Raw genomic sequence first — 14,763 nt, forward strand, 5'->3', positions numbered from 1 at the left:
ATGAAAGAGAAAAGGAAAAGCAAAGCAGGGAGAAATCCCAAACTTGATCCGGCGGTGTACCGTTACACCGTCCGTTTCAACGAGGAGGAACACAATCGTTTCCTCGCCATGTTCGGAAAATCGGGTGTCTATGCACGGTCGGTTTTCCTCAAAGCGCACTTCTTCGGACAGCCGTTCAAGGTGCTGAAGGTGGACAAGACGCTGGTGGACTATTACACCAAGCTATCGGATTTTCATGCGCAGTTCCGCGCCGTGGGTACGAATTACAACCAAGTCGTGAAGGAACTGAGGCTGCATTTTTCAGAGAAAAAGGCGATGGCGTTGCTCTACAAATTAGAGCAACACACCGTCGAACTCGTGAAACTGAGCCGCCGGATTGTGGAACTTTCAAGGGAAATGGAGGCGAAATGGTCGCAAAAATCAGTGTAGGAAACTCGTTGTACGGCGCGATTGCCTATAACGGGGAGAAGATTAACGAGGCGCAGGGGCGGTTGCTTACGACCAACCGCATCTACAATGACGGTTCGGGAAAGGTGGACATCAACAAGGCGATGGAGGGTTTTCTCACCTTCATGCCGCCACAGATGAAGGTGGAGAAGCCGGTGGTGCATATTTCGCTCAACCCACATCCGGAGGATGTGTTGACCGATGCGGAATTGCAGGATATAGCCCGCGAGTATCTGGAAAAACTCGGTTTCGGCAACCAGCCTTATCTTGTTTTCAAGCACGAGGACATCGACCGCCACCACCTGCACATCGTGACGGTGCGGGTGGACGATAACGGGAAATGTATCAGCGACAAGAACAACTACTATCGTAGCAAACAAATCACCCGTGAGCTGGAGAAGAAATACGGGCTGCACGGCGCGGAGCGCAGGAACCGCCGGCTTGACACGCCGCTAAGCAAGGTGGACGCATCGGCAGGTGATGTGAAGAAGCAGGTGGCTGGCACTGTGAAGGCTCTGAACGGGCAGTACCGTTTTCAGACGATGGGCGAATACCGTGCGCTCCTTTCCTTATATAATATGACGGTGGAGGAAGCGAGAGGCAACGTGCGCGGACGGGAGTATCACGGGCTGGTTTATTCCGTCACGGACGACAAGGGTAACAAGGTGGGCAACCCGTTCAAGTCCTCGCTTTTCGGGAAGTCCGCAGGTTATGAAGCCGTACAGAGAAAATTTATCCGTTCCAAATCAGAGATTAAGGACAGGAAGCTCGCCGACATGACGAAACGCACCGTTCTTTCCGTGCTGCAAGGCACTTATGACAAGGACAAATTTGTATCCCAACTCAAAGAGAAGGGCATCGACACCGTACTGCGCTACACGGATGAAGGGCGTATCTATGGAGCGACGTTTATCGACCACCGCACAGGATGTGTACTGAACGGCTCTCGCATGGGCAAGGAGCTTTCGGCGAATGCCTTGCAGGAACACTTCACCCTGCCATACGCCGGACAACCGCCGATACCGTTATCCATCCCTATGGATGCTGCGGACAAGGCATACGGACAGACCGCATACGACCGTGAAGACGTATCGGGCGGAATGGGCTTGCTCACTCCCGAAGGTCCGGCGGTAGATGCTGAGGAAAAGGCTTTCATCCGGGCGATGAAGCGCAAAAAGAAGAAAAAGCGCAAGGGCTTGGGTTTGTAATCGGAGTATCAACAATTAAAAAATCAATGTATGTCACAACAAGAAGACGATTTGAGGGCATTGGCGAAAATCATGGATTTTCTGCGTGCCGTGAGTATTATTTTAGTGGTTATGAACGTGTACTGGTTCTGTTACGAAGTCATCCGGCTGTGGGGCGTGAACATCGGTGTGGTGGACAGAATCCTTCTGAACTTCGACCGCACGGCGGGGCTGTTCCATTCCATACTGTACACAAAGCTGTTTGCCGTCCTGCTGCTTGCCCTGTCCTGTCTGGGTACAAAGGGGGTCAAGGGAGAGAAAATCACTTGGGGAAGAATATGGACGGCACTCGCCGCCGGGTCCGTGCTGTTTTTCCTAAACTGGTGGATACTGGCTCTGCCGCTTCCGATTGAGGCGGTGATGGGGCTGTATGTCCTTACCATCGGTACGGGCTATGTCTGCCTGTTGATGGGAGGTCTGTGGATGAGCCGTCTGTTGAAACACAATTTGATGGAGGATGTTTTCAACAACGAGAACGAGAGTTTCATGCAGGAAACAAGACTCATCGAAAGCGAGTATTCGGTCAATTTGCCGACACGCTTCTATTACAAAAAGCGTTGGAACAACGGTTGGATCAATGTGGTGAATCCCTTCCGTGCGTCCATCGTGTTGGGTACGCCGGGCAGCGGCAAGTCATACGCCGTGGTAAACAATTTTATCAAGCAACAGATTGAAAAGGGCTTCTTGATGTACGTGTATGACTTCAAATTCAGCGACTTGTCCACCATTGCCTACAATCATCTGCTGAACCACCCTGACGGCTACAAGGTGAAGCCGAAGTTCTATGTGATCAACTTCGACGACCCGCGACGCTCTCATCGGTGCAATCCCATTCACCCGGATTTTATGGAAGATATTACGGACGCCTACGAGAGTGCCTATACAATAATGCTCAACCTCAATAAAACGTGGGTGCAAAAGCAGGGTGACTTCTTTGTGGAATCACCTATCATTTTGTTCGCCAGTATTATATGGTATCTTAAAATCTATCAGAACGGGAAATATTGCACGTTTCCCCATGCCATCGAATTTTTGAACCGCCGCTACGAGGATATTTTTCCGATACTGACTTCCTATCCCGAACTGGAGAACTACCTTTCCCCGTTCATGGATGCGTGGCTCGGAGGGGCTGCGGAGCAGCTCATGGGGCAGATAGCGTCGGCAAAAATTCCGCTTTCGAGGATGATTTCACCGCAGCTCTATTGGGTGATGTCGGACAGCGAGTTTACGCTGGACATCAACAATCCCGAAGAGCCGAAAATCCTATGCGTGGGCAACAATCCCGACCGTCAGAATATCTACGGGGCGGCTCTCGGATTGTATAACTCCCGCATCGTGAAGCTCATCAATAAGAAGGGGATGCTGAAGTCGTCGGTCATCATAGACGAGCTGCCGACGATATATTTCAAAGGGTTGGACAATCTTATAGCTACCGCCCGAAGCAACAAGGTTGCCGTGTGTCTGGGATTTCAGGATTTCAGCCAGCTGGTGCGCGACTACGGTGATAAGGAGGCGAAAGTGGTGATGAATACGGTCGGTAACATTTTCTCCGGGCAGGTGGTAGGTGAAACGGCAAAGACACTATCGGAACGATTCGGTAAGGTGTTGCAGAAACGGCAGTCTATCTCCATCAACCGGCAGGATGTTTCCACCTCCATTAACACGCAGATGGACGCGCTTATCCCGCCCAGCAAGATTTCCGGTTTGACGCAGGGAATGTTTGTCGGTTCGGTGTCCGACAACTTCAACGAGCGTATCGAACAGAAGATTTTCCACTGCGAGATTGTGGTGGATGCCGATAAGGTAAAACGGGAGGAAAGTGCCTACAAGAAAATCCCCGTTATTACCGATTTCACTGACGCAGACGGCAACGACCGCATGAAGGAAACGGTGCAGGCAAATTACCGGCGCATCAAGGAGGAGGTGAAGCAGATTGTTCAGGAGGAATTGGAGCGCATCGCGGGCGATGACAACCTGAAGCATCTGTTGCAGCAGAAGTAACCTATTAAAATAAGGGAGGATAGCTAAAATCCTCCCTTATTTTAATATTCCTCCAAAAGTTTATTTTGACGTAAATCTTCAATGTAACATGCTAAGTTACTTGAAACTTTATTAAATACTTTATCAAGATATGGGATGATATTTTCCAAATTCAATTCCAACTCTAACGGGAAACTATGATATTGATGTAAAAACCTTGTGATGTCATTTCTTTCTGAAACAGATAAAAGCAAAAATGGATTACTGTTTTTATAATATACCATTGCTGAAAGATGAATAAAAGCGCATCCTAATTTATAAACAAAAAAAGGCCAGCCATAAAATTTATCAGCTAAATCCACCATTTGTTTATCGGTCACGACTTTCTTTGTATTGGGATAAGACCATTTTATTCCCTCCAAAGTTTGGTTTATAAAATGCTCTCTAAGGTTTAAGTCGCTAATTGACAACAAAAACATAACTCTTACCATAGAATCTAATTCTTGACGCAGAATAGATATTACCTGCCCATATAATTGTTGTTGCAACAAAATATTTATAGCGCAAGAATGTTCTCCTGACCTTTGAGTAACTATATCGCAAAATAAATTAATATTATTTGTTTTCATTGTTGAGTGATTTCGCTTATAAGATATAGGATTTACTATTGGTTGCCACATATATCTGATGCGGCATTTCTTTTTCGTTGTATATTATTGTATGGTTGTCGCACAAGGTCATTCCCAGCCTTTCAACCACACGGATGGATGCCACGTTTTCCGGTCGGATACTGCAACAGACAGTTTTCAGTTCCAGCTCTCCAAAGGCGTATTCCAAACACGCGCGGGCGGCTTCCGTACCGTAACCGTTATGCCAGTATGTGTTATCGAGTATATAGCCAAGCTCGACAGTCTCGTTCCCGTTTAGGGTACTATTCATCAGACCGGCTTGTCCTATCAATGCGCCGCTTTCTTTCAGTATGACGGCAAAATATCCGAACCCGTCCTTGCGGTATCGGATGAGTTGCCTGTTTATCCATTTGCGCACGTCCTTTTTGGTAAAGCCGTGTTCCCAAGCGTACATGACTTCCGGCTTTCCCATTATGGCAAGGAGTGCGTCCATATCCTTACGGGTTATCCTGCGGATAAGCAGCCGTTCCGTTTCCATGACGACCAGCGATGCGGAATAGGTCTTTATCTCAAATCCGTCCTCTTTCCATTCCTTCACAAGCCTGTTGATCGTTTCTTCCACCAGACTGTCATAAGCGGCATCGGGAATAACCTTTATAAAAAAGGTGTCACGGGTTTCTTTCATGACCCATTCGTTGATGTCTTTCAGTTCCTTGCCTTCGGGAATGTAATTCTTGTGTATCATGAACTCGTTGATGTTGTCCGCCAACAATTCTTCCAACTGATAACGGATGTCATCCTCCAGTTCGGCAAATGGTATGGTTTCCTCTTCATAGATGCCTTCTATTAAAACATCATCCTCTTCCATATCCTCGTCCGGTGTCTGATTGCCCCGTTTCATGTCCAACATATCCTGCGCGAACTGCCCGGATTCCTTGTCCTTGTACTTCTTGGCATATTTTTCCAGCAGTTCCCAGTCCTGACGGCTCATCAGGCATTTGAAAACGGCTCGTTCCACCTCGTTACAGCGCACCATGTCCGCCTTCACATCATCGGGAAGCGACCGGCATTCCTTGCAGATATGCCGCGAGTGTCCTTTGCCGCTGAATTGCTCGTTGGCTTTGTACTCGCTACAAATCCGACAGTAATGCCCCTGTTGTTTCTTCTTTTTCGCCACCATACCCCGTTATTATATCAACAGTTCTTTTCCTTTATCGGTAAGACGATATTTCTGCCGGGGATGTTTCGGATTTTCCGGGTAAATAGGCTCTACCAAATTCTGCCTTATGGCTGGATACAGATATAGTTCTAAAAAATTACTTTTGTCCTTTAATCCTATCACACACATAATCTCTTTGGTTGAAAGTGTCTGTGTGCCGATTGCAGACAACACCTTTTCCACCTGTGGGGTAACTGTGGGGTGACTGTGGGGTAACTGTCGGGTAATTGTCGGGTCGTGCCCCACAGTTTTTCGGGTATAGCGGAAAATAACCCATACACTATTTCCATCTGTATGAAACTCCGGATCGGGAATGCCGACACGCCGGCATTCGCTTATCATAAGCCCGATGCCTCGTCCCCAGCTTTCCAGAACCTCGCTTTTATACAGAACATTCGCAATAATCAGGTTTTGAGGTTCTGAATTATGCCCGCTCAATAACTTTTCCATTGTTATATCCGGCGGAAAAGTTCCACTGTTCTCAATCTCCACACGGTCATCATAGATGGCAATTCCTACCGAACTGCCGGGACGGTGGTATGAGCGGTGGCAAAGGGCATTTGTGCAGCATTCCCTCAATGCCTTGTAAGGAATCTCAAGCTCTTCCTCCCGATACAAGCCTTCAACTTTGCCCGAAAGGGAAAGATGCTTGAAAAAGAACGACATTGCAGTGTCCAGCAGTGTGTAGATATTGCCAGTGGTACGCTGATTGTCTATAAACTCGTCTTTTGTAGTTCCTTTGAAACGCGCCAACCGAAGCAGGCACTGGGGATAGAAGTAAAAATCACGACCGAACAAGACTGCGGAAGCATTATTCAGTTTTCCGTCATGTAACAGGTTGAATTTTTCGAGTATGGTCGGCAAATCCTCCCTTATGGTGGCTTCGGGTAGGCGACCGCACCGGATGCCTCCACGTACCGCTCCCATAATGGCATGTTCATCAAGGTCAGTAACTTTGATGTCGGGATTCGTCATCGCCTCCCAAGCGTATTTCCCACCTCGCTGCATAAGCAGTTGGTTATATACGTCTTGCGGCATGGAGGATGTCACGCTCTCCAATCGAAGATAAGCCCGTCCCTTATAGGAGAACGGACGCATATAACGTTGGCTGTCCGCAGACAAGGCTATCACACTCTTGTCTGTATTTTGGATACTGATATACGAAACTTCGAGTGTGGCAAATGGTTCAAAACGCCGGATGGCTTCCGCAATATCACGCTTCGTCTTGTCGCTCACTTCCTGCCCGATGATCTTTCCTTTGTCGGTCACACCGAACAACACCGTGCCACCTTCGCTGTTAAGGAAAGCGCAGAGCGTTTCCATGCCGCGCTCCAACTGCCCGGTGGTTTCCTTGAACTCCACCTGCCCGTTTTCCTTTTCGGCTATCAGTTGTTTTACTATATCGAGGTTGTCTATGTTCATATTCAATTCGTAACAATTGTACAAAGATAGCGTTTTTCGCTGAAATTCGGGGCAATAGCGCGCCGAAAACGCCCTTTTTCGTATAGATTTTACTCAAACGGGAGAACAGCATGATACCATTCTCCCGCTTATACCTGATTTTATCTTCTCATACGTTCCAGCTCTTCATCGCGCAGCATTCTCTCGTTCAGTTTCTCCTGCATCTTGTCGAGGAAATAGGTACGGCTTTCGTTTTTCCGACGTTTGATGTCGGTATAGAAGCGGTAGCAATCCTTCGACTCAATACCGAATATCTTGTAGAGAATCGGGGCGAGCTGTTTTAGCGGCATATTGCCGTTGTTGATACAGCCCATCTCGTCTATGCCGTAGATAAGTTCCACGAGGTCGATGGCGTTGCCCGTCCAAAGAAGGCTGGCGGTGGTTTCTGTTGCGTTGTTGGCGGATATTAGTGGTGGCACTTGGGGCGTGGCAAGGAATTTCTGCATCTTTCTTACGAAAGACAGAGCCTTGCTGACGTAGGCGGCAATCTCTCTTCTTTCTTCTGACAGATTACGCACCGGATGGTGCTGCAACTCGATTTCGATGTAGGCAAGCGCGATGACGGTAAGGTTCATGTCCATGCCGCCGTTGCACAGTTCTATTACTTGGGTGGCGAAAGCCGTGTATGCTTTTTCCATATTGCAGTCTCCGGCTTCGTTTATCCGGCGGAAGAACTCGGTTTCCGCCAATAAAAAATAATTCATGTCCTGTCAATTTTGAAATTTTACACTCTGTTTTCGGTATGCGCACATGAATATAATTGGCAAAAAACGCGGCAGAAAACAAAAAATCCAACGCTCAATTTTACAAAGTGTTGTATTTCAGTGGTATAAAATTCAATATTTTTTCACAGGGACAAATTATCTCCGACTTAAATTGTTTGTAATCAGAACATTTATTCTATTCTTGAAAATAAAAATGTATGCTTGCCGCACATTTTGGCTATCTTGCTTTTTTATCAAGGATGTAGATAATGCGGCATACACCGTTGGGAAAACTTTTCAAAGAGGAAAGCGTCCAGTGTTGCTCTGGCAGAGCCGACTTAAAAAAATGTCGTCCGCTTCCGGATATGAAAGGAACGGTGTATAGTATGATTTCATCCACAGCGTGCATACGCAGTAGTCCGTTTATATAGTCTGCCGTGTCCGGTGTGGCTTCCGCGAGGTAACGGATGTTTGTGCCGTCTTTTCTCCATTCGTGCAGCATTGAAATGGAATAGTCTGGTGTCACGCGGTAAAGGGCGTTCTTCCTGATTTCATCAAGACCGCAACGGTCAAGGCACAAATCCTGATGTGCTTTATAATATAACTCTGAAGAAAGACATCCGTCCATCGTCAGTACGGCGAGAATCTGAACTTTACCCATAATCGTTACCTTTCATTAGGCAAGGGCAAAAAAGTAGCGTGCAATTCACACTACCTTCAAGCGATGGCTCTGGTAAAGCCTTTACGGAGAGTACGTGAATGCACGCTATGCGTAAGCATAGCATAAGCATCACGCAATCGTCTCCGTAGTTCCAATTTACCAGATTTTCGCTTGAAACGCCTTGCGGTCTTATCCTATATGTTGGCGGCGAAAAGCTCCTGCCAATCGCCGTTTTTCTCAAATGTTATGCAAAGATAGCCAAATTCAGTGAATTACAGGCTATGATTGCTTGAATTTATATTTAAGTCCATACTCTTCAAGTTTGCTGTATAGTGTTGTCCTGCCTATTCCGAGCAGTTCGGCGGCGACACTCCGGTTGCCGTTTGCCTGTTTCAACGCACGCAATATCCGCTCCTTATCCTCCGCGTCATTGCGCAGGGCGAAGTTGACAGTAGAGGTCGGTTTCGTCACGGCAAGTTCCAGATGCTCTTTCATGACAACACCTTCCTGCGCCTGCAATACAGCACCCATAACTTTCTGCCGAAGTTCCCGCACGTTGCCCGGCCATGCGTGTGTCAGCAACGCTTTACGTGCTTCGGAACTGAACCCGCTCACGCTACACTCCAGCTCTCTGTTTGCCATATCACGGAAGAACTCTGCCAGCGGCATGATGTCTTCCTGACAGTCACGCAACGGAGGAACGGTTATCCCGAAGTCGTGCAGGCGGTACAGAAGATCCTGCCGAAAACGCTTTTCACTCACTGCCGCTTCCAGATCCTCGTTGGTGGCGGCGATGATGCGGACATTGAAACTCCTGTCTGCCTTGTCTCCGACCGGGCGATACCGCCTCTCCTGTATGGCGCGGAGCAACATCTGTTGGGTTTCCAACGCGAGGTTTCCTACCTCGTCCAGAAACAGCGTGCCGCCTTCCGCCTCATGGAAATATCCTTTCTTGGCACAATCTGCTCCTGTAAACGCTCCCTTGACGTGTCCGAAGAAGGCCGAGGGCGCAAGCTCTTTGGTGAGTGAACCGCAGTCCACCGCCACGAATGGCTTGACTGCCCGCTTGCTCTTGTCGTGCAGGTGGTGGGCAATATGTTCCTTACCCGTGCCGTTCTCTACGAATATCATCACGCTCATATCGGTAGCGGCTACCAGCCTTATACGGTGCATGATTTTCTGAAATGCGGAACCGTCACGGGCGAACACAGGCATACGGCGTTGTCCTGCCTGACGTTCTTTCAGTATGGAACGGATCAGGGGGACAAGTTTATCCTCCACAAGCTGTTTGGGAATATAGTCTATCGAGCCGAGTTTCATGCTTTCCACGGCGGTATTAACTTCGGCGTAGTCGGTCATAATGATGAAGGGCTGCATCTTTCCCTCCTTTCGCATCCAGCGCAAAAGGTCAATGCCGTTACCGTCAGGCAGGCGCAGGTCGGCAACCACGATGTCATTATCTGTCGCCTGTTGTAGATGTTTCTTCGCGGTTGAGAGGTGGTAAGCCTTCACGGTGCGGTAGCCCTCCCGCGCCAGCATGTTGCAGACAAACTCGCAGTACACGATATTGTCTTCTACCACAATTATTGTTGTCTTATCCATCTTCGTATTTTCTCCTTTCCTCTTCTGCCAACCGGATTATTTCCGCTCCCTTATCCAGCACGGCAGTCACGGCATGGCTTAACGCTTCACCATCCGGGAGTACATCGCCATGAAGCAATCTGTAAAGTACATTTAGCGGTTGGTCGGCACGTAGCACCTCCCACGAGCTGCGCAGGTGGTGTGTCAGGGAATCCAGCTTTTGCAGGTCTTTTTCTGTTGCCGCTTCCCGTATTGTCTGCATCTCTTTTTCAGTTTCCGTCATCAACTTTTCCAGCATAACGGCTTCATTGCCGTAAGACAGCAAAGCTGAAAAATCCGGTTTCCCGTCCGGTGTTTCTTTTATGGCACACCTGTCGGAAACCTCCATCAACTCCGATATGGAGAACGGCTTGAACAGGCATCCGGCAAAGCCTTTTGCCAATAGTTCCCCTTTGTTACAACTGCCCGAAGCGGTTGCCACAACCACCGGGATTGTTGGTGAATTGCCCACGTTGGACGAACGCAACAGTTCCAGTAATTCGAAACCGTTTATACCGGGCATATTCAAGTCTGTCAGCAACAGGCTGTATTCTTTCTGGCGTATCATTTCCATCAGTTCCGCAGCATCGGTGCAAGTGTCGCAGTGTATTCCTTCTTGGGAGTACATCTCTTTCAGCATCAGAAGTAATACCTCATCATTGTCAATGGCGACAACATCATGGAATTTATTGTTATGATAAACAGGTGTATTGCTTGTATATCCAAGCTGTTCTTCAGCTTCCTGCATAGAAATTTCAACTGTGAAACGACTGCCTTTCCCTTTCTTGCTGTCCAAACGGATTGTTCCGCCAAGCATCGACACAATATTACGCATTATGGCAAGCCCAAGCCCGAAACCCTCCTTTGCGGCGGCATTTGATAGACGTTCAAACGCACCGAACGCTTGTTTCTGTTCCTCTTCTGTCATGCCTGTACCTGTATCTTCAACGACCAGTGTCAGAACTCCATTATCATATTCAGTAATCAAAGAAACACCGCCTTCTTCTGTGAACTTGACTGCGTTTGACAGCAGGTTATTCCCGATTTGTATTATTCGCTCTTTGTCGGTCAATACAATGGCATCGTGTCCAGTCTTCACGGACAAGGACAACCCTTTGTTCACTGCAACAGGAATGAACTCCGTTTCAAGTGTGTGCGTGATTGCAGAAATCCGGCAGGGTGACAGACGGGGCTGTTCCTTGCCGTTGTCCAGGCGGAAGAAGTCAAGCAAAGTGTTGAGCATATCCCGCATACGGTCGGAGGATTGCAGTATATTTCGGATATATTGCCCATTATTACCGCTATTGCATTCTTTCCGCAAAAGTTCGGTATAGCCAGTTATTGCCGTCAGTGGTGTACGCAACTCATGGGTAATAGTATGTACCGCTTTCTTTCGGGAGGTTATGAGTACCTCATTTTGTTGCACGGACTGTTCCAATTGCTCGATCAAATCCGTTGTCTTGCGTTTGTATCGTTTAATGTTCTTTGCATCACGGTGTATGATGATATAGGAAATGACCAACAGCAAAAGAACAAATCCCATCAAGCCGCCTATCTGCATAAATGATTTTTTACGCATCGCTGTTATCTCGCTTTCTCTATTTTGTAAATCAGATTGTACCTTCTTTTCGATTTGGCAAATCAATCCTTGCAGTTGTCTGTTAAGTTCTGCATTACGGGCAGCAAGACTATCGGCTTGTTCTGACAATCGACGGCTCTGCGCTTTCTGTTCGTTGACCATGTTTCTATTGGATGAACGGAGCGTAGTCGTTGTTGTCGTTGGCTTCGTTCCCTCTTTTTTGCCAAAGATGCCCAAGAAACCTTTTCGTTTTGGCTTTTTGGACTGTTCCTGCACACTTTTCTGCACAATAACCGGAATTTGATTGGCTATCTTCTTGTTAATAGATTGTTGTTCATCCATTAACCGGACTATCTGGAACATCTGTCGTTCCTTATCCTCTAAAAGACTGCGCACACTATCGATGCGCTCTGCTGGATAGGTGGCCTTGAAACGGCAGAGCATACTGTCCATTGCCATACGCCGTGCATGGTAATGCTCGATATCTTTATCGTTCCATTCCAGTATTGTTTCACCCAATAGAGAAAATTTTATCATTTGAATATTGATATTGTTTATTTCTTTTCGGAGCTCGTCTATTTTTTTATTGCCAAGTTCTAATGCTTCTATCTCCTGCCATTCATAGAGGCTATTATATGCCATACATCCGATAAGAATGGAGATAAGTATATATCCCAACTGTATTGCCTTATAGAAATTTCCTGACCGCTCCATTATTTTGATGACATTGATTTTTGGAACATGAATAAAAGTTTATCTTTTTCGTTCATGCGGATATTATCAGAATAATCGCCTTTTGTTATTTGATACCCGCATGGCTTGACCATAAAAACGCCTAAGCCCTTAGTGTATGAACTTACTTCTGAGGCGTAGTCTTTACTTGTATTTAATGGAACTTTCCCTTTAATATGACACCACTCATTATTGCAACTGATGTCTTCAATCTCAGACATCATTTTTTGCAAATCTGTAATAGCTTTGGAACTTGCCGCTTGGGGTATCTGCAACTCAAAATAGAGCATCGGTTCGAGAATGTCCACACCTGACTGTTGCAAGGCCAGCCTGAAGACATAAGGGGTCAGCTGTCTGAAATCAGCAGGTGTACTTACCGGGCTATAATACTCGGCTTGAGTAAAAGTTACTTTCAGATCAGTCACTTCCCATCCATGTAAACCAGATTGGCAAGACATACGAATCCCTTCAAAAACGGCATTTTGAAAAGAATGGTTCAGATAACCATAGGAGATGTCACTTTCGATTTGCAACCCTGTCCCTAACGGCAAGGGTTCAAGCGTCAGCCCTATTGTGGCCCAGTAAGGGTTGGGTGGCACTTCGATCTGAATAATCTTATTGACCTTTTTTACAGGTCGTTCTTTGTAGATAGTCTTGATCTCATCAAAATGGACCTTTACGGAAAATCGTTCTTCCAGCAATGTCTGTATGATTTCCTTTTGTGTCAAACCATATAACGAGATTTCCAATTCATCACTATATGAGTTTATGGAAAAGGACAAAGACGGGTCTTCAATCCACAATGTATTCAGAGCGGATATCACCTTGCTTCTCTCTTCGGACCTGTCTGGCCGGACGGAGGATTTGAGAGCGGGATGCTGATGAGATAACCCTTGAATCAAACAAGGTTTAGTACCTAAATAATCTCCGATTCGAAAATCTTCCATATCTTCTACAATCGCGATATCATTGGCCCCCACTTCATCAACATTTATCTCTCTGCCCTGATAAATAGTCTTTAGATTTTTAATCTTGATGAATTTTTCCGAATCGTTGATTCTTACAATGTCTCGAAGTCTCAGACTTCCGTCAATTATTTTTAGAAAACTTCTTTTATGTCCTTTGGGGTCATGCTCTATCTTATAGAGATAAGCTGAAAGTCTGTTTGAGACTGATTCTGGAGGAAGTATAAAAGAAGAGATGGCGTCCAACAACTCATTGATACCGATATTGAACATTGCTGATCCATGTAGTACCGGATAGACTTTGGCTTTTGCCACAAGATCGATTATCGTATTCCAATAATCAGCCGGTGAAATTTCGCTATCCGCCAAATATCGTTCTAATATATTGTCGTCATGGTTGCATACAAATTCTTTGTATTCTTCCTTTATATATGTTTGGGAGCAAATCGGATAAACCAATCCATCGACAACAGTTTGCATAAACAGGACATCTTGAGACAGATTTGTTTTTATATCCAGATACAAACGCTCTAAATTCACACCGTCACGGTCAATTTTATTGATAAATATAATTGTCGGGATTTGCAGTTTTTGTAAAGTATTGAACAGCAACTTTGTTTGCGCTTGTATGCCTTCCTTTGCGGATAAGATGAGGACTGCTCCATCAAGCATTTTGAATGTCCGCTCCACTTCCGCAATAAAATCCATGTGTCCCGGAGTGTCAATGATATTGCATTTCACTCCATTCCAGATAATAGATGTCGTAGAAGCCCGAACAGTAATTCCTCTACGTTTCTCTATATCCATAGAGTCTGTTATGGTGTCACCATTATCCACACGGCCGCACTTTTCCGTTGCTCCACTGGCAAACAGCAGATTCTCGGTTACGGAAGTTTTTCCTGCATCAATGTGAGCAAGAATTCCTAAATTTATAATATTCATTTGGATTAAGCAATAATATACTACAATAGATGCATTGTCGAAACGCACCTTTTAATACCTCCTCGTAGCATGTGAGAACTACAGGATTACTAACTCGTATTAATATGTATATTATTACTGCCGCATAACGATTACAAAATTACACAAAAAAATATATCTAACAAAAGTGGGAGGATTTTTTAACTTTTTACCATAGACATTTTATTAGGGAAGCGTAGGTTCAACTGGTAAGTACAAATAAGTAGAAATGTTTGAACAACAACGTTTTAGGAAGTTGAAAAAAAATCAAGTTTCTCTCTCGGTATAACGTTTATTTTGGCCAATATCTTCTTTAGTTTGGCATTTGAGTATTTCCCATTCGTGTTCTATTTAGCTCCTTATTATGAGTATGTAGCAAGTTGCTTATCAAATTCAGCCTCTTTGAGGGTCAAATATGGTTTTGCAAATGGTGACTGACAAGACATAAACAAGGTCAGCAGGATTTTTTACATAAATGGACATGAATGTATATAACCTAAAATAAGAATAAATTTTAATAAGGGCTGCCCAAAAAGAAAAAAAATGCAGTTGCCATCCT

The 14,763-nt window shown here is 45.8% G+C and carries 11 protein-coding genes; 3 read left to right on the top strand and 8 right to left on the bottom strand.

Going from position 1 to position 14,763, the window contains the following annotated elements; translation table 11 throughout:
* From mobA to mobC, 3 genes are read left to right on the top strand one after another with little or no spacing between them, the layout of a single operon-like run.
* Entirely contained in the window at positions 1-429 is a 429-nt protein-coding gene (gene mobA, locus ACO4R2_RS09470; protein WP_002560988.1) for a conjugal transfer protein MobA, read from the top strand.
* Complete coding sequence (mobB, locus tag ACO4R2_RS09475; RefSeq protein WP_002560989.1) at positions 408-1,655, top strand: conjugal transfer protein MobB; 1,248 nt, start codon at positions 408-410, stop codon at positions 1,653-1,655. Before mobA ends, mobB begins: the two co-directional genes overlap by 22 nt.
* 30 nt (positions 1,656-1,685) lie before the next feature.
* Complete coding sequence (mobC, locus tag ACO4R2_RS09480; RefSeq protein WP_002560990.1) at positions 1,686-3,695, top strand: conjugal transfer protein MobC; 2,010 nt, start codon at positions 1,686-1,688, stop codon at positions 3,693-3,695.
* A 41-nt stretch (positions 3,696-3,736) separates the two neighbouring features.
* Here mobC and ACO4R2_RS09485 read toward each other — a convergent pair whose 3' ends face one another.
* From ACO4R2_RS09485 to tet(Q), 8 genes are all read right to left on the bottom strand, one after another.
* Entirely contained in the window at positions 3,737-4,303 is a 567-nt protein-coding gene (locus tag ACO4R2_RS09485) for a hypothetical protein (protein WP_002560991.1), read from the bottom strand.
* A 16-nt stretch (positions 4,304-4,319) separates the two neighbouring features.
* Positions 4,320-5,483 carry a GNAT family N-acetyltransferase gene (locus tag ACO4R2_RS09490; RefSeq protein ID WP_349165646.1) on the bottom strand — a complete coding sequence of 388 codons (1,164 nt, stop codon included), beginning with the start codon at positions 5,481-5,483 and terminating at the stop codon, positions 4,320-4,322.
* 9 nt (positions 5,484-5,492) lie between these two features.
* Entirely contained in the window at positions 5,493-6,944 is a 1,452-nt protein-coding gene (locus tag ACO4R2_RS09495) for an ATP-binding protein (RefSeq protein ID WP_002560993.1), read from the bottom strand.
* A gap of 140 nt (positions 6,945-7,084) precedes the next feature.
* The gene (locus ACO4R2_RS09500; protein ID WP_002560994.1) at positions 7,085-7,687 is read right to left on the bottom strand and encodes an RteC domain-containing protein; all 603 of its coding nucleotides are present in this window, start codon (positions 7,685-7,687) and stop codon (positions 7,085-7,087) included.
* Between the two features lie 238 nt (positions 7,688-7,925).
* Positions 7,926-8,348, bottom strand: a complete 423-nt coding sequence (locus ACO4R2_RS09505; RefSeq protein ID WP_002560995.1) for a dihydrofolate reductase family protein — start codon at positions 8,346-8,348, stop codon at positions 7,926-7,928.
* A 279-nt stretch (positions 8,349-8,627) separates the two neighbouring features.
* Entirely contained in the window at positions 8,628-9,950 is a 1,323-nt protein-coding gene (locus tag ACO4R2_RS09510; RefSeq protein ID WP_484770003.1) for a sigma-54-dependent transcriptional regulator, read from the bottom strand.
* Positions 9,943-12,261 (bottom strand): hybrid sensor histidine kinase/response regulator, encoded by a 2,319-nt coding sequence (locus ACO4R2_RS09515; RefSeq protein WP_002560997.1) that lies wholly within the window; start codon positions 12,259-12,261, stop codon positions 9,943-9,945. Before ACO4R2_RS09515 ends, ACO4R2_RS09510 begins: the two co-directional genes overlap by 8 nt.
* Positions 12,261-14,186 (bottom strand): tetracycline resistance ribosomal protection protein Tet(Q), encoded by a 1,926-nt coding sequence (tet(Q), locus tag ACO4R2_RS09520; RefSeq protein ID WP_002560998.1) that lies wholly within the window; start codon positions 14,184-14,186, stop codon positions 12,261-12,263. Before tet(Q) ends, ACO4R2_RS09515 begins: the two co-directional genes overlap by 1 nt.
* Positions 14,187-14,763: the final 577 nt, after the last annotated feature.

The organism is Alloprevotella sp. (genome assembly GCF_057240785.1).